Here is a 21708-nt window from a genome sequence, read left to right as displayed (position 1 = left end):
GATATGGTAAAGTTCAAACGAATCTTGTTAAAGTTGAGTGGAGAGAGCCTTATGGGCAAGCAAAACTATGGTATTGATGCAGAACGTCTGTCGGACTATGCTCGACAAATCAAGGAAGTTCACGACATGGGCGTGCAAATAGGTATTGTGATTGGTGGTGGTAACATTTTCCGAGGGTTGAGTGGGTCGCAAAAAGGCTTCGATCGAGTAAAAGGTGATCAAATGGGAATGTGCGCTACGGTCATCAATTCGTTGGCTTTAAGCTCTGCATTGGGTGCTATTGGAGTGAAAACAAAAGTGATGACAGCCATCCGTATGGAGCCCATTGGGGAGTTTTATAATAAGTGGAAAGCCATTGAGGCTATGGAGAACGGTACTATTTGTATTTTCTCTTGTGGCACAGGCTCACCTTATTTTACTACTGACACGGGTAGTTCACTTCGTGGAATAGAGATAGAAGCTGACGTGATGCTTAAGGGAACTCGCGTAGATGGTGTGTACACGGCTGATCCAGAGAAAGACCCAACAGCTCAGAAGTTTGATGAAATAACGTTTGATGAAATTTATCACCGTCATCTCAAGGTGATGGATTTAACGGCAACCACCATGTGCAGGGAGAATCATCTGCCCATTTATGTCTTTAATATGGATGTATATGGCAATTTGAAGAAAGTCATCAGTGGCGAAGCCATTGGCACTTTGGTGCATGATTAAAGTGTTTTTTTAATAATGTCTATGAGGTGTATCGTCTTGGATACATCTCATAGTCTTGACAGAAAGCTACAGTTTTTCTTAAAGTGTCGAACTTTTGAAGCAGAAGCGAAGGATTTTTGAATCAGAAGTGCGGGGCTATTTTGGGGAGAATACGTAACTCCGCTTAAGCATCAGGGTTGTTGTTCTTTCTCGTCATGGATGGGTTCTTCTTGAAAGTCAACATACTCACCTTCGTTCTTCTTAAATATTTTTTTATTTGCCTCTTCTGCATTGCGGTGGTCAACCACAACCTGTCCGTTGGAATATCTATGTTGTTGCTGCCGTTGCTGTGTATTTTGCTGTTGAGTTTGCTGCTTAAATTGTTGCATACCCTTTCTAAAAAAGGCGATTACTCTGATAGCTGACAAACTTATAAAGAGCAATCCTAAAAGAAATAGGATAAGAATGATTTTGAAAATCATAAGGATGCGTTTTGTTGAGTCTTATTTGGAGATACGTTTAGATTTGCCTGTGATATAAAGATATAGGGAGATAAGGAAATAGCAGGCAATGACTATCCACCAGCCTTTCAATACGCCAAATAAGCAAAGTACGATGATCGTGAGAATCATGAAACTGTATCGAATGGTGTTACCTTTCCAAGTCCAGTGCTTAAATTTCAAGGCAAACATGGGAAGTTCGCAAACCAAAAGATAACAACTCGTGAGCATGAGTGCTAAAATGCAAAAGAGTGACCATGAATTATTTTCTATCCAATAGGGATTAGTCAAGATGAGTGCTCCCCAAAAGAGCGCATTGGCTGGTGTTGGCAAGCCGATGAACGATTCGGTCTGGCGTTGGTCAATATTGAATTTTGCAAGTCGCAAGGCAGAAAAAGCTGCCATGAGAAACGCCAAATAAGGAATCACAGTTCGATAAATGTCAAATGAATATTGCGGTGGAGATTGAAGGAAAGAAGGATAGTCAATAACACTTAGCGTGTAGTAAATCATCGTTGATGGGGCTACCCCAAAGGTCACAACGTCTGCAAGCGAATCAAGTTCTTTCCCAATGGGGGAGGATACTTTGAGTAGTCGTGCAGACATGCCGTCAAAAAAATCGAACGTGGCACCAATCAGTATCCATATCAGTGCCATCTGTGTGTTACCCGAATAAGCACAAAGCGTAGCGATGCAGCCTGAAATAAGGTTGCTACAGGTAAGTGCATTGGGAATATTTGAGGCTATAAAATGATTCATATTTTTTCAATCTATTAAAAATTGATGATCCAATCCTTTTGTACAAAGGCTGTTTTGGGTAAGGATAGTTTACTTCAGTTTGGCTATTATGGTTTGATCTCCAACAGTCTTTTGTCCCATCTTCACGCAAACTTCAGTGCCAATTGGAAGATAGACGTCAACGCGCGAGCCAAACTTGATGAAACCTAAATGTTCATCAATATAACAATCTTCTCCTTCTTTTGCGTATGTTACAATGCGGCGTGCCATTGCTCCTGCTATTTGGCGACACAAAATATCTTTCCCGTCAGGTGTGGTAATGATGATATCACTGTGTTCATTTTCTTCACTGGCCTTGGGTAACCAAGCTTTATGATAATTTCCCTCTTGATGGTGTACAAGTTTTACATGTCCATCGACAGGAAACCAGTTAGCATGAACATTGAAAAGGCTCATAAAGATAGAAATCATGAGACGTCGTTCGTGGAAATAAATATTTTCTTCTACTTCTTCGATGACGACGATTTTTCCATCTGCAGGTGCTACTACAATGTTTTCTGTATCCTCCGAAGGGAAGAAACGCACAGGACATTGGAAAAAATTGAGTACGATGCCGTATATAATACCGAAGACAACAGTAAAGACATAAAAGGGAATTTTTGTGTCAAATGCTCGCCACAAGAGCAAATCTATGGCTGCAATGGCGATGAAACCCCAAATAAGTGTGTCGGTTCCCTCTCGATGTATTCGGATTTTCTTTAATTTCTTAATTCTCTTTATCATGCGGTGATAGATGAGTGGAATGTATTGGCAAAGGTAAATGTTTTTTGTAAATTCCACAAATAATAAAGTTATTCTTTTGGTCAGTTCTGTGATATTGAGTATCTTTACGCTTCAAAAATGATGAACAGATGAATGATTATGTACACCTTCACGTCCATACATATTACTCTATTTTGGATGGTCAATCCCCTATCAAACGCCTTGTAGATAAGGCTGTTGCCGATGGTATGCAAGGTATGGCAATTACCGACCATGGGAATATGTTTGGCATTAAGGAATTTTTCGATTATACCAATAGTGTGAACAAAAAACTCAAAGCTGAAGGAAAGCAACCCTTTAAGCCCATCTTTGGCTGTGAGATGTATGTAGCACGTCGTACCATGCAAGATAAAGTTAAAGAAATGGGCGATATGAGTGGCTATCACCTTATCGTATTGGCAAAGAACTACAACGGTTACAAAAATCTCATTAAGTTGGTAAGTCGTTCTTGGGTTGATGGTTATTACATGCGTCCACGAACGGATCGCGCAGATTTGGAAAAGTATCACGAAGACTTGATTGTTTCCTCGGCATGTCTTGCTGGTGAAGTTCCTCGTAAAATCTTAAAAGGCGATATGGAAGGAGTGCGGGAAACGATAGAATGGTATAAGCGTGTGTTTGGCGAAGACTATTATTTAGAGATACAACGGCATGAAGTAAAAGACCCGCATATCCGTGCCAATAGAGAGGCTTATCCGTTACAGCAACGTGCTAATAAGGTGATATTGGAGTTAGCTAAAGAGTATGGCGTTAAGGTAATTTGCACCAATGACGTACACTTCGTCGACCAAGACAATGCAGAAGCGCACGACCACCTGTTGTGTTTGTCCACTGGAAAGGATTTAGACGACCCTACTCGTATGCTGTATTCTAAGCAAGAGTGGTTTAAGACTCGGGCTGAGATGAACCAAGTGTTCGATGATTTGCCAGAGGTTTTGACGAATACTTTAGAAATTCTTGATAAAGTTGAAGCCTATTCTATCAACCATGATCCCATTATGCCTAACTTTCCCATACCAAAATCATTTGGTACCGAAGAAGAATGGGAACAGAAGTTTAGCAAAGAAGACTTGTATCGAGAGTTTACCACCGATGAGAATGGCGAGAATCCGCTATCGGAAGCCGATTCACTAAAGCGAATAGAACATTTAGGTGGGTATGAAAAGATGTATCGCATTAAGTTTGAAGCTGATTATTTGGAGCAGTTAACTTATGAGGGAGCCAGAAAAATTTATGGTGATTCTTTTTCAAAAGAGATAGACGACCGTATTCGTTTTGAACTACATGTCATGAAGACGATGGGTTTCCCGGGCTATTTCTTAATTGTTTCAGACTTTATTCGTGCAGCCCGTGAAGAGTTAGGCGTGATGGTAGGTCCGGGACGAGGCTCGGCTGCTGGTTCTGTAGTGGCGTACTGTTTGGGAATCACCAAGATAGATCCGTTGAAATATGATTTGCTGTTTGAACGTTTCCTAAATCCCGACCGTATTTCATTGCCTGATATTGATACCGATTTCGATGATGACGGGCGAGGCAAAGTGCTAAAATGGGTGATGGACAAATATGGACACGAGAATTGTGCGCATATTATCACTTATGGAAGTATGGCGACCAAAAACTCGATTAAGGATGTGGCTCGCGTAGAAAAACTTCCTCTCAATCGTTCGAATGCTTTGTGCAAAGCTATTCCTGACCGTCTTCCAGATGGATTGAAAATGAACTTAATCAATGCCATTAAGTGTACACCAGAGTTGCGAGATGCGGAGGCGTCTACCGACATACGTGAGAGCAACACGATAAAATATGCCAAAATGTTGGAAGGAACGGTGCGAGGAACGGGTATCCATGCTTGTGGATTTATTATTTGTAGAGACCCTATAAGTGATTGGGTGCCTGTCTCAACAGCCGATGATCCTGATTTTAAGGATGAAAAGACGAACTGTACTCAGTATGATGGCCATGTAATAGAAGAAACAGGTCTCATTAAAATGGACTTTTTAGGGCTGAAAACACTTTCTGAGTTGAAAGAGGCGGTAAAGAATGTTAAATTAACGAGAGGCATTGATATTGATCTTGATAACATTCCGATTGATGATGAGCTGACGTATCAGCTGTATCAAGAGGGACGAACTATTGGTACATTCCAGTTTGAGTCATCTGGTATGCAAAACTATCTGCGGCAACTGTGTCCTACGAAGTTTGGTGACTTGATAGCGATGAATGCCCTTTATCGTCCAGGACCTATGGATAATATTCCTTCGTTCATTGCTCGTAAAAAAGGTCTTGAGCCTATTTCCTATCCCATTCCTATTATGGAAAAGTATCTGAAGGATACTTATGGCATTACTGTCTATCAAGAGCAAGTGATGCTCCTTTCCCGATTGCTTGCTAACTTTACACGTGGTGAGAGTGATGCGCTGCGTAAAGCGATGGGTAAGAAGAAGAAGGCAATAGTAGATGCCATGAAGCCTAAGTTTATTGAAGGGGGGAAGAAGAATGGTTACGACCCTAAAATACTTGATGCGATATGGGCAGATTGGGAAAAGTTTGCATCTTATGCGTTCAACAAATCGCATGCTGCATGCTATTCTTGGGTAGCATTTCAAACGGCTTACCTTAAGGCTCATTATCCTGCAGAGTTCATGGCAGCCATTATGAGTCGTCGTAAGGATCAGATTACCGAGGTGTCTAAGCTCATGGATGAGTGTAAGTCAATGAACATAGCAACGCTTGGACCCGACGTAAACGAGAGTTACGAGAAGTTTGGCGTAAATCACCATGGAGAGATTCGCTTTGGGTTAGCAGCTATCAAGGGCATGGGTAATGCTGCCGCTAAAGCCATTATTGACGAGCGTGAAGCACATGGAGCTTACAAAGACATCTTCGATTTCGTGCAGAGAGTGGACTTTACGAATGTGAACAGAAAGGCTTTTGAAAGTTTGGCATTGAGTGGTGGTTTTGATAGCTTTGGTCTTCCTCGTGAAAGCTACTTTACAGCAAACGCCAAAGGTGAGTTGTTTGTGGAGACGTTGGTGCGCTATGGACAGCTGTATCAAACGAAGAAATCGGAATTGGAACATTCGCTCTTCGGTGGTGAAAATGCGGTAGAGATAGCCACACCTGCCATTCCAAAGCCCGAATTGTGGAGTAATATAGAAAGATTAAATAAGGAGCATGAACTCGTTGGCATTTATTTGTCGGCTCATCCCTTAGACGAATATAGCATTGTCCTTAAGACAATGTGTAATACACAGTGCTGCGAATTAGCAGATAGGGCAGAGTTGTCCAAAAAATCCAATATCGTTTTTGGAGGAATGATAACAGACGTAAAGGACAAGTTCACTAAGACGGGTAAGCCCTGCGGTTTTGTTACCATTGAGGACTTCAGCGGTTCGGGAGAATTAGCGTTCTTTGGAGAAGAATGGGGAAAATGGAAGGGCATGATGATTGTAGGTAGTACTATTTATTTAATAGGTAAGTGTACGCAGCGTTTTCGCGACAGCGACTTCTATGACCTCCGTATTCAGGACGTGCAATATCTACAAACGGTGAAGGATAAGCGTATAGAAAAGTTTACCATTGTGATGAATAGCGACACGATAGATGATGTCATGGTCAGCGACATTACCGCCATGTTGGCAGATAGTCCAGGTAGTACCCAACTATGTTTCCAAATAGTTGACAAGAAACGCAATGCAAGTGTACTGCTGCACTCTAATTTAAGAAATATCAGTCTCAGTCATGAATTGATACGATATGTTGAAAGTCATCCAGATATGAGCTATCTGGTAAATTAATATGCTGTATTATTTGCAGGTTTCAGTATAAACATCTATTTTTGTAAATAATAACCGAACATAAAAAGAAAACAAATGGAAGTAGAAATTACATCAAAAAACTTTGAGAATTATAAGAATGGTGATTTGCCATTAGTTGTAGATTTATGGGCAACATGGTGTGGTCCTTGTCGTGCAGTGGGTCCAGTGATCTCTGAATTGGCAGAAGATTACGACGGAAAAATTGTGGTTGGCAAGTGCGATGTTGAAGAAAATGACGACTTAGCCATGGAATTTGGCGTACGTAGCATTCCCACTATTCTTTTCTTTAAGGGAGGAGAATTGGTTGATAAGTTTGTGGGTGCTGCATCAAAGGCAACCTTAGACGCAAAGTTCAAGGCACTGTTGTAAACCATATCTCAAGTTTCCTACTTTTTTAAGGTAGGAAACTTTTGTCTTTAGGACGTCTTTGTTTTTGTTTCGAATAGAGAAAGCAGGGGAGCAAATGTTTTCTCAACTTGTCATTGTTACATTGCTATCATTGCTCACACATCGTTTTATAAGCTGTTCTATTCTGTCCGAACAGGTCTTTACCCCACGCTCAATTCTTAACCATTTAAATGCTTTGTTACGCAAGTAGTCAATCATGATGCATGTAAGGAAAATGACCATACAGGTAAACAGCATTTTGGGAAGAAACAACACTTGACTGAAATTATCATTCCATGTTCTGCAATATTGCCATAATATCTTTCTAACCATAGGGTTGTCGCTAAGCAAATACACCGCAAGTGTGTAAGGAGTAATTTGCGAAAGTCGTTTTGCTATCTTGTTACTTTGCATATTGATACCTCTTATCCAAAGAAAAAAGTAAAGACTAAAGAAAAATACAAGCCCATTATAATGAAAGCCAAATGATTTTAGCCCATTTTTATGTTGTATCAACAACCAAAGGGCAGGTAGCCCATGCACTATCATTGTAATGCTTGCAGCAATTATAGCTTTACAACCATAGTGTCCCTTAGCACGAGTATGCAGTTTAAGATATCCTGCTGTGAGGTATAAGTAGACAAACCATAGCAAACCATAACTCCCACCATAAACATCGCCAAGTGGAAATTTGTAAATGGTTATACTAATTGCACCCATGCCAATGAGTACGTATATATATTGATTTCGGTTTGTTTGACGAACAAAAGCGTTGAGTATGGGAGCAAAAATGAGCAGTGCAACGTAATTGGTAATAAACCAATACATTTGTGATGTAATGGGAAATAGAACCTTGTTCATGCTACCGACATTCCATTTCTCTAATCCAAAGTAAACAAATATTAAGAAAATGGCAACAGAATAGAAAAACACTTTTATCCATAATAGGGACAAACGACTTAACTTAAACGATTTGTCTATCATAAAATAGCCTGTCACAAGTACATAACAATTTACGGCAATATGGCTGAAAAGGTAGAATATCTCCGAAAAGATGTAGTTGAGAACTAAGGGAGGAGTTAAATAATCAGTAGACACTGCAAAGTATGGATGAACTTTGAAAACATAGTGACTATAATAGTGAATCACAATAATGGAAAACATGGCCATTACTTTCAGTAGGTCGAAATTGACAGAACGTCTGGTGTTATGTTCGCTTGCCATAGCTTTTTGCTGCATGGGATGATGGGGTTTATAGGGTGTTTGCTGTTCATAAAATTCTTGCAAATATATAAATTAAAACATTAATGTGACAACAATGTTCTTTTTTTATAGCATATAGTGTGTAAACTGCCAATATTAAGATGCCGCATCCAAAGATGTGTTGCTTGTTATTCCATTCGTTTTGATATTTTGTTGTGTCAATAAAAAATCACAAAAACAAGCACTTCAAAATCTTGAAAATAGAATTTCAAGGGGTAGTGTAAAAAGGTGAAAACGCAAATTATACAACCAAAAGATGCTAAACCATGTTACAAAAAAGCAAAAAACAGTGACTTTTTTGCGTTTTTTCATCTCTTCACCGTGTTATGTCATGACAATAGAGCGGTTGTTTGCACCATTTAGTCTGCCAATCTCCATGGGTTAATGCCCTTATCCCAATGCTTTAACTTAGAAGGGAGCATGCTATAAAAGTAGAAAACGATGAAACGGGTTGAAATCCAATAATTTAGATAACTATTAAAAATAAGGCGATATTTCCGACAAAAGATTTGGTTGTCGAAAATAATCGAAGCATTTAATGCCATTTGTCAAGATAATTCAAAATAATATCGAGTGTTTATACAACAAAAAAGCTGTGATAATTTTATCACAGCTTGTTGCTTTTGTCGGGATTACTGGACTCGAACCAGCGACCTCGCGCCCCCCAGACGTGTGCGCTACCAACTGCGCCAAATCCCGAACTAACTCTTAAAGTGCTGCAAAGATATATACTTTTATGGATATCTGCAAATATATGTTTTGATTTTTATTCTAAAAAGGATTATTTAACGAGATAACTTTGAATTCCTCTTGTCATTCGTTGATAATTTCGTAACTTTGCATTCAACCAAATGTACCCACGTTCATGAAATATTATATCTATTTATTTCTACTGCTATGTAGCGTCTTGGGGGCTTGTAATGATGACAATGACGGGCTTGCAAAGAAGGATTATTCGCAGGTGGTAGATGAAGACGATGATGATACAAAGGCAACGCTCAATGATGATTATATCTATCAATTGCCCCTCATATTTCATGTTCTTTATCAAGATATTGATGATCCGACCCAGCATGTACCTGTGTCTCGCATCCAATCGTTGGTAGTTCATCTCAATGAGTTGTATCAGGGGCATATTTATGGAGAGAGTGAAAATATTCGTGTCCGCTTCTTTCTTGCTCAATATGATGAGGAGGGGCATCGTTTGAAGACACCCGGTGTTGATTATATCAAATACACAGGGAAGTATCCCATTGATGTACAAGAGTTTATGAACGACAACAATAGGAAGTATGTCAAATACCTTTGGGAACCCAATGAATACATCAACGTATTTTTGTATCATTTCAGTTCTGAAAAAAATACGCAGACATTAGGCATTAGTCATCTACCTTATGTTGTCAAAGGTAGTACTTCGTTGGAAGGTTTGGAAACGATACAGCGTTCATACCTTACAAAGAAGAATCTTAGCTTTGCCTATTGTACTTCAATCAATAGCACCTTTATCAATTCAGAGTCGACTCGTTATCAGTTAAGCGATAAAGGCAAAAGGGGCTATCAATATCTATCTACTGATGTGAATGTTACCTTAGCGCATGAGTTGGGGCATTACTTGGGGCTGCATCACACTTTCACGGAGAAGAAAGTAGGTGGAAATTATGAGGCTATCGACGACTGTTTCGATACAGACTACTGTAACGATACGCCTTCATACAACAAAGTGAACTATAATGAGTGGCTTAACGATTACCTTCGTTCTATGGGCAAGCGGCAGGTGGACATGAAAAGATTGGTGATGAGGAACAATTGTGCGGGCGAAACATTCGATGCCGACAACATTATGGACTATGCCATTGGGTATGGATTCCGATTTACAAAGGAACAGAAAAACCGTATTCGGCAAGTCTTGTATTACAGTCCATTGATACCAGGTCCAAAGAAAAATTGTTCTAAGAGTCGAGCTTTGAGACACGAGGACGACGAGGTATATCAATTGCCTATTCAAACGATACGATAAAAAAGATAAGATGACACAATATAAGATTACGGCTCCGAGCTATTTTGATCATACCGTTCAATTGCCATCCTCGAAGAGTGTGAGCAATCGAGTTTTGATTATCCATGCTTTATCGGGTGGAAAGGTTCAGCCACATCATCTTTCCGACTGTGATGATACACAAGTCATCATGAACGCTATCATGCACATGCCACCAGTGATAGATATCAAGGCGGCGGGAACGGCCATGCGTTTCCTCACTGCATTTCTTTCCATATCCGAGGGGGAACATGTGCTTACAGGAACAGAAAGAATGCAACATCGTCCTATAGGACCTTTGGTAGATGCCCTTCGCTATTTAGGTGCTGATATCGAGTACATGGGCGAAGACGGTTATCCTCCTCTTCGCATTCATGGAAAACAGTTGGATGGTGGTGATATCGAGATGCCTGGCAATGTGAGTTCGCAGTATGTATCCGCCTTGCTCATGTTAGGTCCTGTCCTTCCGAAAGGCTTAAACATCAAGTTGACCAATGGCATGATTTCGCGCCCTTATATAGATCTCACGCTTTGGGTGATGCAACAGTTTGGGGCAGAGGTTGAGTGGACCGATATAGATACCATTGCTGTACGTCCCAAGCCTTATGCTCCCTGTACCTATTACATAGAGAGCGATTGGAGTGCAGCATCGTATTGGTACGAGATATTGGCACTTTCCACGCATCGTGACAATACCTTTTTCCTGCCAGGCTTATTGGATGGTTCCAAACAAGGCGATTCGGTGTTGCGCTATCTCTTTTCATTGCTAAGCGTCAAGACAGAAGTGGAGGAGGCTGATGATACCCATTCGGCAGGAATGCGGATTACACGACATGTACGAAATCTGCCCAGATTGGAATATGACTTTGTGAATTGCCCTGATTTGGCACAGACTTTTGTGGTCTGTTGTGCCGTTTTAGATATTCCTTTTCTATTTACTGGACTGTCTACACTGCTCATCAAAGAAACCAATCGACTGGAGGCGTTGAAGGTAGAAATGCGTAAGTTGGGGTATGTCATCAAAGAACAAAATAAGAGTGAACTTGTATGGAATGGGGAAAGGTGTGAACCTTCCTTCGAACCCATAGACACCTATGAGGATCACCGAATGGCGATGGCTTTTGCACCAGCGGCAATTAAGTTCCCCGGATTGCGCATCAATCATCCAGAAGTGGTCTCCAAATCTTACCCACAGTTTTGGAATGATTTGCGAAGTGTTGGGTTTGAAATTGAAGAAAGCAAGTAATTCTAAAAAGTAACCACATGATTTTTCTCGTTCTTTTGTTAATAGGAATAGGCGTTGTAGCTGCTTTGTTCGGCTTTTTTGCTTCAAAGTCGGGCGACCATCACGAAGAGGTGGCATTGCCTGCACATTCGTGTGCTACCTGTGATGGCATCGACAACCGTTGCGAGCAAGTCTGCATGATGGAGGCAGCAACCAAAGAAATAGAATATTTTAATGATGAAGAGTTGGATTGTTATCAGGGAAGGGCAGCGGATGCTTATACAGATGAAGAGGTGAAGGAGTTTGCAGAAGTACTTGAAACGATGCGGCAGAAGGAGGTAAAAGATTGGAATAGAAGTCTTATCCTGCGTGGTATCAATCTTCCTAATCAGCTCAAAGATGAGGTAATAATGTTGATGAGCAATAGTTAAGAATGGAAATACTGAGCTATACTTTCTTTCAAAATGCACTGATTGGCGCTTTATTGGCAAGTATCTTATGTGGTTTTATCGGAACTTACATTGTGGCACGTCGATTAGTCCTCATTAGTGGTGGCATCACTCATGCCTCGTTCGGAGGCGTAGGGATGGGAGTTCTCTTGGGAGTAAACCCTATTTTGTCTGCTTTGGCATTTGCTATTTTTAGCGCATGTGGCATTCAATGGATGTCCAACCAGTACAATGTGCGTATTGACTCTGCCATTGCTATGTTTTGGACGCTTGGGATGAGTGTAGGAATCATTTGTTGTTACCTTACACCAGGGTTCCTTCCCGACCTCCCTTCTTTTCTGTTTGGTAGCATTTTGTCGATAGGTTCCGCAGATATTCTGTTTCTGTTGGTACTCACGGTCTTTGTGATAGTTGTGTTTACCTTACTATTTAGAGCCATTCTCAGCGTTGCTTTCGACAGTCGTTTTGCACAATCGCAGCAATTGCCAGTGACTGCTATTGAATATCTCATGATGATTTTAATTGCCATGACCATTGTTGCCACCCTTCGAATGGTGGGCATTGTGCTGGCTATTAGCTTGCTCACCATTCCACAGATGACTGCTAATCTGTTTACATATCGTTTCAAACGAATGATTTTGTGGAGTATCTTTTTTGGTTGGATAGATTGTTTGATAGGACTAAGTATTAGTTACATGCTGAATATTCCGTCAGGTGCCGCCATTATCTTTGTGAGTATCTTGATTTATGGTTTGCTCAAAGCAATAAAAGTGTTAAGGAATAAGTTTATTAATAATGAGGTTATGGCAGCTTAGATATGTCGCTTTCCTGATTCAGATAATCATACTTTTATTCTTAGCATCAGGTTGTTCCACGCAGAAAAACACTGCGCGGAGCAGGTGGTGGCATGCTTTTAATGCGCGCTATAATACGTATTACAATGGAACTGTGGCTTATATTGATGCCTCTTTAGAGAAAGAGAATGGTCATCAGGACAATTTTACAGAACTTCTTCCGCTTTATCCTGTGGGAAGTAAAAGCAGTAGAGAGCTGGGAAAGGCGAACTTTGAACGTGCGGTGGAGAAAAGTAAGAAGGCTATCAAACTGCATAGCATCAAGAAAAGACCCGAATGGCGGTCAGGAAAGCGTAAGACTGCAAAAGATAGAGAATGGCTCAATCGGAAAGAGTATAATCCGTTTTTGTGGAAAGCATGGATGTTGATGGGGCGTGCTCAATTTCATTCTGGGGCTTTTGATGAAGCTGTATCTACCTTTTCTTACATGAGTAGACTTTATCAAACGCAACCTTCTATTTATGGAAGGGCACGTGCATGGTTGGCAAAAAGCTATATAGAACAAGGATGGTTATACGATGCGGAGGATGTTATTCGCAATATGGAGCGAGACTCAGTGCATTGGCAAGCCCAAAAGGAATGGGATTATACTTATACCGATTATTATATCCATACGAAGGAGTATGCAAAAGCCATTCCCTATCTTCGTAAAGTTATCAAACACGAGATGCGTCGTCGACAGAAAGCACGGCAGTATTTCTTGTTAGGACAGTTGTACGAGGCTATCAATCAAAAAGAACTTGCCTATCAGGCTTATCGACGAGTCATCAGGTTGCATCCGCCTTATCAGATTGAGTTTAATGCACGGATAGCCATGACCAAAGTGATGGCTGGAACGCAGGGGCATCAGATGATTCGTAAGCTGCATCGCATGGCTGCCAATGACAATAACAAAGATTATTTAGATCAGGTGTATTATGCCATTGGTAACATCTATTTGGGTCAGAAAGATACGTTAAGAGCCATTGATGCGTTCGAAGAAGGCAACAAGCGTGCTACACGTTCTGGCATCGAGAAGGGCGTGTTACTGTTGAAATTGGGTGATTTGTATTGGAATCGTGAGAAGTATGGCGATGCCAAACGGTGTTATGGAGAGGCAATAGGTCTTTTAGATAAGGACCGTGAAGACTATGGACAATTGGCTCGACGCTCCGAAATACTGGATGAGTTGGTGTCTTATACGAATGCAGTGCAGCTGCAAGATTCGCTGCAAGTCTTGGCTCAAATGCCCGAAGCGCAACGTAATGCGGCAATAGACAGGGTAATCAAGGCGTTGAAAAAGAAAGAAAAAGAAGAAGCAGACTTGTTGGCGATGCAATCAACAAGACAGGAATCACAAGACGACTTCAATACTCCCTTTGACCCACAGGAAAGGATGACGAAGCGTAACACATTGCCCAATGTCAACAGACAGCAGTCTGGAGAGTGGTACTTTTATAATCCCATGGCAGTTAACCAAGGCAAAACGGCATTTCAACGTTTGTGGGGAAAGCGAGAAAATGTGGATAATTGGCAACGTATCAACAAGACTGTTGTCTCTTTAGGACAGCAACAAGAACTATCAGAATTGCAACTTGACTCCATTCGGCAGCAAGAGAGTATGGAAGACTCTTTGCAACAGGTTCCTGATAGTGCGCAGAACGACCCTCATCAGCGTGCTTTTTATTTGGCTCAAATACCCTTTACCCCAGACCAAGTGGCTGCCAGCAACCAACTGATTATGGATGGTTTGTTTCATGCAGGGGTGATATTCAAGGATAAATTAGATAACTTACGCCTTGGAGAGAAAGCCTTGCGACGGTTGGTAGAGCAATATCCAACGTACGAGCACATGGATTTGGCTTACTATCATTTATTCTTGCTCTATTCGAGGCTACACCAACCGGCAGTGGCAAACGGTTATGTGCAGCGCTTAAAGATGCAATTTCCGAAGAGCGAGTGGACTGTTTTGCTCACTGACCCTTATTTTCAGGAGAATGCAAAGTTGGGTGTACACATTGAAGACTCGATTTATGCTGCCACATACAACGCTTTCAAAGCCGACCGATACGATGAGGTGCTGGCGAATACGCATATTTCCGAGACACGTTTCCCACTGGGTGCAAACCGTGATAAATTCCTTTTTATTGGTGGATTGGGTAAGTTGAATCGTGGTGATGCTACTCAATGCTTGGCAGATCTTCATACTTTGGTGGAAAAATATCCAGAGAGTAAACTCAGTCCTTTAGCGGGTATGATTATCAACGGCGTGCAGGCGGGTCGGAAGTTGCGTGGAGGTAAGTTCGATATAGGAGATGTGTGGTCGCGTCGGGCTGCGGTGTTAAGTGATAGCGACTCAATTGCCAAGCGAACATTCAGTAACGAGCGCAACACCAATTTTACGTTTATGATTGCTTATCATCCTGATTCTGTGAATGAAAATCAGTTGCTATATCGTGTCGCCAAATACAACTTTACCCAGTATGTGGTTCGTAATTTCGATGTTGTCATAACGCAAGACGATTTTGGCCTGCATCTCATGAAGATAGCAGGATTCCTCAATTTCGATGAAGCTTTGCAGTATGCACGTGCTTTTCACAAGCAGAGAGAGCTGGCATCCCTATTGAAGTACGTCCGTACTTTTGTCATCAGTGATGTGAATCTTGAACTGTTGGGAACGAATTTCAGTTACGATGATTACGATAAATATTATACCAAGCACTTTGCTCCATTAAAGATTAGTACTTTCCAGCTATTGACCGAGCCCACAGAGGTAAAGACACAGGCACAGCCTAAGCCCACTCTTGAAGAGGTAGATAGGTTGCTCGATGATGCTACCTTTATTGACAACGGTTTGGAAAACAAACCTTTGGACAATGGTACTTATGTCCTTCCAGAGGAATATGCGAAGTCATCGAATACTCAAGGCGGTACAATCGTCCCAGTAGAGCAGCCTAAAAAGGAAAGCAACAGTGGAGAAACGGTGATTCCATTGGCTCCTCGTACAACTTCAAAGACGCCGCTGCCTGCCGACTCTGCTAAAACAAAGTCGACAAAGCAGTTGCCTGCGAATGCGAAAAAGTCACTCCAAAAAGTGCCAACCCAGTCTGTTCAGCCCACTAAAGCAAAGCCTAAGCAAGTTCCGAGTAAACAACAACCGCAACGAGTGGGTGAGACGATTATCTATTTTGAGGATGGCAAAACCGCTAAAGACAAGACAGGCAAGCCAAAGACCGCAGATAAAACTACGGATAAGAATAAAAAGAAGAAGAAAAAAGCAGAGCCTAAAGTGATAGATTTTGGTGATGAATATTATGATTTAGAAGGATTTTAGAGATGAGTAACGGATTATTATTGTGGGTAGATGATGAGATTGACTTGCTTCGTGCGCATATTCTCTTCTTGGAAAAGAAAGGTTACGAAGTGGTCACAGTGAGCAATGGTGCGGATGCCATCGAGGCTTGTCAGGAACAAACCTTCGACTTGGTGTTGCTCGATGAGATGATGCCCGGTCTTACAGGGCTTGAAACCTTACAACAAATCAAGGAGATTCACCCTGCAACACCAGTAGTAATGGTGACGAAGAGCGAAGAGGAGAATATCATGGAGCAAGCCATCGGGTCGAAAATTGCTGATTATCTGATTAAACCTGTTAATCCAAACCAAATCCTTCTAACGCTTAAAAAGAATATCCATCGGCGAGAAATTGTAACCGAGGTCACACAATCTGGGTATCAGCAAAGTTTTCAAGCTATTGCCATGCAGATGATGGACTGCCAAACGCTGGAAGACTGGAAAGGTATTTACAAGCGTTTGGTACATTGGGAATTGGAATTGAGTGCTGCAAATAGTAACATGACAGAAATGTTGCAAATGCAAAAGGAGGATGCCAACCAAGGCTTTGCCAAATATATAAGCAAACATTATTTAGATTGGGTGGCTCCTCATCAAACAACTCGTCCACTGCTCAGTCCTGATATCTTTAAGACAAAGATATTCCCGCTGCTCGATCAAGGCGAAAAAGTGTTCCTTATAGTCATAGACAACTTTAGATATGACCAATGGCGAGCTATTGCCAACGATTTGAGTGATATGTTCGAGATAGACGATGACCTATACTGTAGCATCCTACCCACGGCTACACAGTATGCGCGCAATGCCATTTTCAGCGGATTGATGCCACAACAAATTGTCGAAATGTTTCCCGATTTATGGGTTGATGAAGATGAAGAGGAAGGCAAAAACTTGAATGAAGCACCTTTGATAAAAACACAGATAGAGCGTTATCGCCGTCATGACAGTTTTAGTTACCATAAGGTGAATGATTCGGGCGGTGCAGATAAGTTTTTTGACCAACTGCACGAACTGTCCAAAAACGATTTGAATGTCTTGGTAGTCAACTTCATCGACATGCTCTCTCATGCACGTACGGAGTCTAAGATGGTACGAGAATTAGCAAACAACGAATCTGCTTATCGAAGTATCACGAAGAGTTGGTTTCGACACTCTATGATGTCAGAGCTGATGAAGCTCTTGGCACAGGCAAATTATAAAGTCATTTTAACGACCGACCACGGCAGTATCAGGGCTTCAAAGCCTGTTAAAATTATTGGAGACCGTAATACGAATACGAATTTGCGCTATAAATTGGGCAAAAATCTCAATTATTCAGCCAAAGAAGTGTTTACAATCAAAAAACCTGCTTTAGCGCAATTGCCGTCTCCAAATATTAGCACAACTTATGTATTTGCTACGGGTGACACCTTCTTGGCTTATCCCAATAACTATAATTATTATGTAGCTTATTACAAAGATACTTTTCAGCATGGAGGCATTAGTATGGAAGAAATGTTGGTGCCACTCATTACGCTGACACCGAAAAAACGAGTTAAGACCAAAGAACAGATAGGAAAAAATTAAAACAATAATGATATGGATATTAAAATTGAATCATTAGATCATATTCATGAGGCTGCAAAGCAGTTTATTGATAACATGGGTAAAGGCAATGTATTTGCTTTTTACGGAAAAATGGGCGCAGGGAAGACCACCTTTATCAAGGCTATTTGTGAGTGTTTGCAGGTAGACGATGTCATTACGTCGCCCACTTTCTCCATTGTGAATGAGTACTATTCAAACAAGTTAGACGACTCGATTTACCATTTCGATTTTTATCGGATAAAAAAGGTAGAAGAAGTGTTTGATATGGGTTATGAAGATTACTTCTATAGTGGACGACTTTGCTTCTTAGAGTGGCCCGAACTGATAGAAGGCTTGTTGCCAAAAGATGCCGTAAAGGTGCACATCATGGAGCAAGAGGACGGTTCTCGATTCATCACCTTTTAGTGTTTAGCGATGAGTTAGCATTCCTAACGTTGTGTTCTCGTAGGGCTTAGGCGGATTGTTTCTCCTATTTTGAGCCTACGGAACAAGCACAACGTTAGGATTTTTTTTGTCGTTTTGTACGCAAGCTTTTTGTGAATACGACCTCAGAACATCGTTGCACCCTTGTTGTTCGAAGCATCGACAGACACGAAAGAAACACATGAAGCATTCAAAACAGACTGTTTTGTGGTGTAAAATAGACTATTTTGCTCACCAAAACAGTCTATTTTCCCTCAAGTCTGTGTGCTTTCAGCTACACCAACTGTTTGCCTATAAGGAAGAAAAAGTATGTAGTAATGTTCTGTAAGCGTAAAAATCTTTGTACTTTTGTCATAGACGTAACTCATACTTTGTTCGTATTGGGTAAGGGTGACAACTTTTTTTTCGTTCATATCATTGATATTTACATTTCTCAGATTCGTGATGCAATTAAGAAACATAAAAAGACAAATATTTGTAGGAGTACTTTTATTAACATCCTCTGTTATCTGGGCGCAGGCTCCAAATGGTACAGGAACTTATTATCAACGTACAGATGGGTTGAAAGGTGCAGCATTGAAAACGGCATTTCACAAGGTAATCATGGCTCCAAAGGTCAAGTCGTATAAAGAATTGTGGACGGTTTATCGCACAACGGACAGGCGTCCAGACGGAAAACTGTACGACATCTATTCGAACACCACCAATTATGTGATAGGTAGCAGCGCGCAAGGTGCCAATTGCAGTAGTGAGGGTGCTGCGTACAATCGTGAGCATACCATGCCAAAAAGCTGGTTTAATTCAGCCTCACCCATGAAATCCGATGCTTTCCATGTGATGCCATCGGATGGTTATGTGAACAATCGACGGAACAATTATCCCTATGGAGAGACGAAAGGTGAGACGTATCAGTCGAACAATGGGTATAGCAAGTTAGGAAAGTGTACACTACCGGGATATTCGGGAACAGTCTTCGAGCCGAATGATGAATACAAAGGAGATTTGGCACGCGTGTATTTTTATATGGCGACCTGTTATGAAAGTCAGATTGCCAATTGGAACAGCGACGTGATGTCACACAACCCGTACCGCCCGTATGTAAAGTGGCAGATGGATATGCTGATGAAATGGGCTAAACAAGACCCTGTGAGTGAAAAAGAAAAAGCAAGAAATGAAGCTGTCTACAAGGTGCAAGGCAATAGAAACCCCTTTGTGGACTATCCTGGATTGGAGGATTATCTGTGGGGAGATTCTGTATCTGTAGCTTTTAGTTATAATCATTATCAAGGCGGTCATGCGACAGTTGTTCCTTCACCTGACCCTCAACCGGGTGTAGAGCCACAGCCTTCGGTAACAGAAGAGACCCTACTGCAAGAGTCGTTTGCAGGTGGACGCGGAAAGTTTACGGTGGATGATAAAAGTTTGTCTGCTGACATGCGCTACGTGTGGTCACCCTATAAAAACAATTATGTGTCGTGCATGAAAGCTTCAGCCTATGTAAGGAATCTGAATCAGGCAGCAGAAAGTTGGTTGATATCTCCTGTCATCGACTTAACTTCGTACACCCAAGCAGTTTTAACCTTTGAACAAGCATGTAATTTCTTAAAAACATATAAGAATAGAGCGAAGGAATTTTTGTCCGTTTGTGTGAGTGATGATGGCGGAATGCATTGGAGGAATTGTTCGGTGGATATTCCTCACCAAGATAAGTGGATCTTTGTGTCGACAGAAGTTGATTTGACCGAGTTTGTTGGAAAGCAAGTACAGATAGCCTTTGTCTATAAGAGTACAACGGCTTGTGCACCTACTTGGGAGATTATGAATTTGAAATTGACGGGTAAGAAAACGCCAACATACATTTATCGAGTAACGAAGGATAGAACTCAATTGGATGTTTTGAGGCCGATGTACGACCTGTCCGGAAAGCGAGTGAATCGTCATCATCATGGTGTGGTGATTCAAAATGGGCATAAATATCTCAAAAGATAAGGGATGAAAATCTGCAAAAAATAACAGGTGTAATCGTGGAAGACTCATAAGAAGATGTTTTTTCTTGTGGGTCTATCTCTTTTCAACTGAATGAAACACGAACGCACAGCAGTCTAAATATTGTTCAGCGATGTTTTCAAAGTCTTAGATTTTTTGTATCTTAGCCGAAAATTGGAGGCAACTATGATAAAACAATGTTGGATATATCTACTCTTATTGATAGTCAGTGGATGCGGTGTGACGCAACAGAGTAGTCGTCAAAAGGCAGCACAACGTTTGGATACGGCATCAACGGTTGCTCATGTCTTGGAGAGTAGAACATGGGAGGCAGAAATGACCTATGTGATGCCGCTCCGCATGCGTATGAGGTATTTACAAGATCGCTATGGGTTGAAGCTTTCGGGTGACACTTTATATTCTAATCTTCCTTACTATGGACGTGCCTACAGCATTCCTTATGGGGGTGGGAAAGGTTTAGTTTTTCAAGCACCCATACAGGATTATCAGTTACACTATTCCAAAAAAGGATTTGCCAGACTAAGCATTGATGTACGGAATGATGAAGACCAGTATACGTATCAGCTTGATGTTTTTATGAATGGTCATGTAGATTTGGTTGTAAGGTCGCAACAACGCGACCCAATCTCCTTTAGTGGGAAGTTGGTTCACGTAAATAAAACTCAAAAATAAATGTCTCCATGCTATGAATCATGTGCGGCATTGCGAATCATTGTGAGTGTAATCGTTAGGTAATCATGCCCATTTCACCGTCAAATAAGCATCATCATCAGGAGTCATCCAAAAGGAAAAGGTGGCTAAGGGTAGGGGGAATCACTGTTTCCGCTCTGTTTATCCTATTCTGTTTTTTGATTATTTTATTTCCAGAACAATATAGAAACTTATTGTATAGGTGGAATTTAGGAAGTCATGATGGAGTAGTGGCAAGCCATGTGCGCAGTCGTTATCATTATGACGGAATAGACGTTTCGCATTATCAAGGAGAAATTGACTGGGCTTTGGTGGCAAGTGACACCTGTATTCAGTTTGTTTATGTCAAAGCAACAGAAGGGAGTACCCACGTAGATACGTTTTATCATCGCAATATGAGTGGTGCCAAGGAAGTGGGACTCCATGTTGGTTCTTATCATTTCCTTACTTCTACCAGTTCTGTGCATCGTCAGTTCAACCATTTTAAGGCTCATATGAGTCAACATCCGCAAGATTTACTGCCGATGGTTGATGTAGAATGGGCTGGAGTAAAGGGTTGGAGCAAGCAACAGCTGCAAGACAGTTTGGCAGTTTTTCTATGGTTGGTGAAGCAACATTATGGTCGTTATCCATTGTTGTATGCAGACTCGCGTTTCTATAATGCGCATCTATCGCCACGTTTTGACAAACTTCCTCTCTTTATAGCACGATACAGTGAGGAAGCTCCGATAGTAAAAGGCGCACATCGACACTTTATTTGGCAGCGTGACCAGTACGGTTGGGTGGATGGTATCAATCATCATGTGGATTTGAATGCCTTTGCCGTGGGGACAACCTTAGCCGACATTTTGCTTCAACCTACGACAGCAGGGCAGTGAATGAAG

18 protein-coding genes and 1 tRNA gene are annotated in these 21708 nt (G+C 41.3%); 13 read left to right on the top strand and 6 right to left on the bottom strand.

Going from position 1 to position 21708, the window contains the following annotated elements; translation table 11 throughout:
• Nucleotides 1–3 precede the first annotated feature (3 nt).
• A complete protein-coding gene (gene pyrH, locus DEM91_RS02960; RefSeq protein WP_028901284.1) occupies nucleotides 4–714 on the top strand; it encodes a UMP kinase in 711 nt (236 codons plus the stop codon).
• A gap of 170 nt (nucleotides 715–884) precedes the next feature.
• Here pyrH and DEM91_RS02955 read toward each other — a convergent pair whose 3' ends face one another.
• The 3 genes from DEM91_RS02955 to DEM91_RS02945 all read right to left on the bottom strand — a co-directional run bounded on the left by DEM91_RS02955 (nucleotide 885) and on the right by DEM91_RS02945 (nucleotide 2714).
• On the bottom strand, nucleotides 885–1175 hold the full coding sequence (locus DEM91_RS02955) for a DUF4834 family protein (RefSeq protein ID WP_249857946.1): 291 nt from the start codon (nucleotides 1173–1175) through the stop codon (nucleotides 885–887).
• A 21-nt stretch (nucleotides 1176–1196) separates the two neighbouring features.
• Nucleotides 1197–1952, bottom strand: coding sequence for a CDP-diacylglycerol--serine O-phosphatidyltransferase (pssA, locus tag DEM91_RS02950; protein WP_249857945.1), 756 nt, complete (start codon nucleotides 1950–1952; stop codon nucleotides 1197–1199).
• Between the two features lie 69 nt (nucleotides 1953–2021).
• Nucleotides 2022–2714: a phosphatidylserine decarboxylase family protein gene (locus tag DEM91_RS02945; protein WP_249857960.1), complete on the bottom strand. Its 693-nt coding sequence runs from the start codon at nucleotides 2712–2714 to the stop codon at nucleotides 2022–2024.
• A 128-nt stretch (nucleotides 2715–2842) separates the two neighbouring features.
• Between DEM91_RS02945 and dnaE the strand changes: the two genes are divergently transcribed.
• Both dnaE and trxA read left to right on the top strand, forming a co-directional pair.
• Nucleotides 2843–6550 carry a DNA polymerase III subunit alpha gene (dnaE, locus tag DEM91_RS02940; protein ID WP_249857944.1) on the top strand — a complete coding sequence of 1236 codons (3708 nt, stop codon included), beginning with the start codon at nucleotides 2843–2845 and terminating at the stop codon, nucleotides 6548–6550.
• A gap of 75 nt (nucleotides 6551–6625) precedes the next feature.
• A complete protein-coding gene (gene trxA, locus DEM91_RS02935; RefSeq protein WP_036928313.1) occupies nucleotides 6626–6940 on the top strand; it encodes a thioredoxin in 315 nt (104 codons plus the stop codon).
• Nucleotides 6941–7042: 102 nt separating this feature from the next.
• Here trxA and DEM91_RS02930 read toward each other — a convergent pair whose 3' ends face one another.
• Both DEM91_RS02930 and DEM91_RS02925 read right to left on the bottom strand, forming a co-directional pair.
• The gene (locus DEM91_RS02930; RefSeq protein ID WP_249857943.1) at nucleotides 7043–8182 is read right to left on the bottom strand and encodes an acyltransferase; all 1140 of its coding nucleotides are present in this window, start codon (nucleotides 8180–8182) and stop codon (nucleotides 7043–7045) included.
• A gap of 665 nt (nucleotides 8183–8847) precedes the next feature.
• Nucleotides 8848–8920 (bottom strand) — tRNA-Pro (locus DEM91_RS02925).
• Between the two features lie 166 nt (nucleotides 8921–9086).
• On the opposite strand from DEM91_RS02925, the gene DEM91_RS02920 reads away from it, so the two are divergent.
• From DEM91_RS02920 to tsaE, 7 genes are read left to right on the top strand one after another with little or no spacing between them, the layout of a single operon-like run.
• On the top strand, nucleotides 9087–10238 hold the full coding sequence (locus DEM91_RS02920) for a zinc-dependent metalloproteinase lipoprotein (protein ID WP_249857942.1): 1152 nt from the start codon (nucleotides 9087–9089) through the stop codon (nucleotides 10236–10238).
• Nucleotides 10239–10248: 10 nt separating this feature from the next.
• Nucleotides 10249–11502, top strand: coding sequence for a 3-phosphoshikimate 1-carboxyvinyltransferase (locus tag DEM91_RS02915; RefSeq protein WP_249857941.1), 1254 nt, complete (start codon nucleotides 10249–10251; stop codon nucleotides 11500–11502).
• Between the two features lie 17 nt (nucleotides 11503–11519).
• Entirely contained in the window at nucleotides 11520–11912 is a 393-nt protein-coding gene (locus DEM91_RS02910; protein WP_249857940.1) for a hypothetical protein, read from the top strand.
• Nucleotides 11913–11914: 2 nt separating this feature from the next.
• A complete protein-coding gene (locus DEM91_RS02905) occupies nucleotides 11915–12745 on the top strand; it encodes a metal ABC transporter permease (protein ID WP_249857939.1) in 831 nt (276 codons plus the stop codon).
• Nucleotides 12726–16097 (top strand): tetratricopeptide repeat protein, encoded by a 3372-nt coding sequence (locus DEM91_RS02900; protein ID WP_249857938.1) that lies wholly within the window; start codon nucleotides 12726–12728, stop codon nucleotides 16095–16097. The genes DEM91_RS02905 and DEM91_RS02900 overlap by 20 nt, the downstream gene beginning before the upstream one ends.
• A 2-nt stretch (nucleotides 16098–16099) precedes the next feature.
• Nucleotides 16100–17683 (top strand): bifunctional response regulator/alkaline phosphatase family protein, encoded by a 1584-nt coding sequence (locus DEM91_RS02895; protein ID WP_249857937.1) that lies wholly within the window; start codon nucleotides 16100–16102, stop codon nucleotides 17681–17683.
• Between the two features lie 12 nt (nucleotides 17684–17695).
• On the top strand, nucleotides 17696–18109 hold the full coding sequence (gene tsaE / locus DEM91_RS02890) for a tRNA (adenosine(37)-N6)-threonylcarbamoyltransferase complex ATPase subunit type 1 TsaE (RefSeq protein WP_249857936.1): 414 nt from the start codon (nucleotides 17696–17698) through the stop codon (nucleotides 18107–18109).
• 272 nt (nucleotides 18110–18381) lie between these two features.
• Here the strand turns inward: tsaE and DEM91_RS02885 are convergent, their stop codons facing one another.
• Nucleotides 18382–18540 carry a hypothetical protein gene (locus tag DEM91_RS02885; protein WP_249857935.1) on the bottom strand — a complete coding sequence of 53 codons (159 nt, stop codon included), beginning with the start codon at nucleotides 18538–18540 and terminating at the stop codon, nucleotides 18382–18384.
• A 31-nt stretch (nucleotides 18541–18571) separates the two neighbouring features.
• Between DEM91_RS02885 and DEM91_RS02880 the strand changes: the two genes are divergently transcribed.
• The 3 genes from DEM91_RS02880 to DEM91_RS02870 all read left to right on the top strand — a co-directional run bounded on the left by DEM91_RS02880 (nucleotide 18572) and on the right by DEM91_RS02870 (nucleotide 21702).
• The gene (locus DEM91_RS02880; RefSeq protein WP_249857934.1) at nucleotides 18572–20116 is read left to right on the top strand and encodes an endonuclease; all 1545 of its coding nucleotides are present in this window, start codon (nucleotides 18572–18574) and stop codon (nucleotides 20114–20116) included.
• Between the two features lie 183 nt (nucleotides 20117–20299).
• Nucleotides 20300–20806: a DUF4251 domain-containing protein gene (locus DEM91_RS02875; protein ID WP_249857933.1), complete on the top strand. Its 507-nt coding sequence runs from the start codon at nucleotides 20300–20302 to the stop codon at nucleotides 20804–20806.
• A 212-nt stretch (nucleotides 20807–21018) separates the two neighbouring features.
• Nucleotides 21019–21702 (top strand): glycoside hydrolase family 25 protein, encoded by a 684-nt coding sequence (locus tag DEM91_RS02870; protein ID WP_249857932.1) that lies wholly within the window; start codon nucleotides 21019–21021, stop codon nucleotides 21700–21702.
• Nucleotides 21703–21708 lie beyond the last annotated feature (6 nt).

It is taken from the genome of Prevotella sp. TCVGH, from assembly GCF_023522295.1.
GTDB lineage: Bacteria > Bacteroidota > Bacteroidia > Bacteroidales > Bacteroidaceae > Prevotella > Prevotella timonensis.
The sequence above is the reverse complement of the archived record's forward strand: the minus strand, read 5'-3'. Positions and strand labels throughout refer to the sequence as shown.

Coding starts and splice junctions, on each gene's coding strand:
- DEM91_RS02905 (WP_249857939.1), top strand. CDS start 11,915: ATGGAAATACTGAGCTATACTTTCTTTCAAAATGCACTGATTGGCGCT.
- tsaE (WP_249857936.1), top strand. CDS start 17,696: ATGGATATTAAAATTGAATCATTAGATCATATTCATGAGGCTGCAAAG.
- pssA (WP_249857945.1), bottom strand. CDS start 1,952: ATGAATCATTTTATAGCCTCAAATATTCCCAATGCACTTACCTGTAGC.
- DEM91_RS02910 (WP_249857940.1), top strand. CDS start 11,520: ATGATTTTTCTCGTTCTTTTGTTAATAGGAATAGGCGTTGTAGCTGCT.
- DEM91_RS02885 (WP_249857935.1), bottom strand. CDS start 18,540: ATGAACGAAAAAAAAGTTGTCACCCTTACCCAATACGAACAAAGTATG.
- DEM91_RS02930 (WP_249857943.1), bottom strand. CDS start 8,182: ATGGCAAGCGAACATAACACCAGACGTTCTGTCAATTTCGACCTACTG.
- DEM91_RS02920 (WP_249857942.1), top strand. CDS start 9,087: ATGAAATATTATATCTATTTATTTCTACTGCTATGTAGCGTCTTGGGG.
- DEM91_RS02880 (WP_249857934.1), top strand. CDS start 18,572: ATGCAATTAAGAAACATAAAAAGACAAATATTTGTAGGAGTACTTTTA.
- DEM91_RS02955 (WP_249857946.1), bottom strand. CDS start 1,175: ATGATTTTCAAAATCATTCTTATCCTATTTCTTTTAGGATTGCTCTTT.
- DEM91_RS02875 (WP_249857933.1), top strand. CDS start 20,300: ATGATAAAACAATGTTGGATATATCTACTCTTATTGATAGTCAGTGGA.
- DEM91_RS02900 (WP_249857938.1), top strand. CDS start 12,726: ATGAGGTTATGGCAGCTTAGATATGTCGCTTTCCTGATTCAGATAATC.
- DEM91_RS02895 (WP_249857937.1), top strand. CDS start 16,100: ATGAGTAACGGATTATTATTGTGGGTAGATGATGAGATTGACTTGCTT.
- trxA (WP_036928313.1), top strand. CDS start 6,626: ATGGAAGTAGAAATTACATCAAAAAACTTTGAGAATTATAAGAATGGT.
- DEM91_RS02945 (WP_249857960.1), bottom strand. CDS start 2,714: ATGATAAAGAGAATTAAGAAATTAAAGAAAATCCGAATACATCGAGAG.
- dnaE (WP_249857944.1), top strand. CDS start 2,843: ATGAATGATTATGTACACCTTCACGTCCATACATATTACTCTATTTTG.
- DEM91_RS02915 (WP_249857941.1), top strand. CDS start 10,249: ATGACACAATATAAGATTACGGCTCCGAGCTATTTTGATCATACCGTT.
- pyrH (WP_028901284.1), top strand. CDS start 4: ATGGTAAAGTTCAAACGAATCTTGTTAAAGTTGAGTGGAGAGAGCCTT.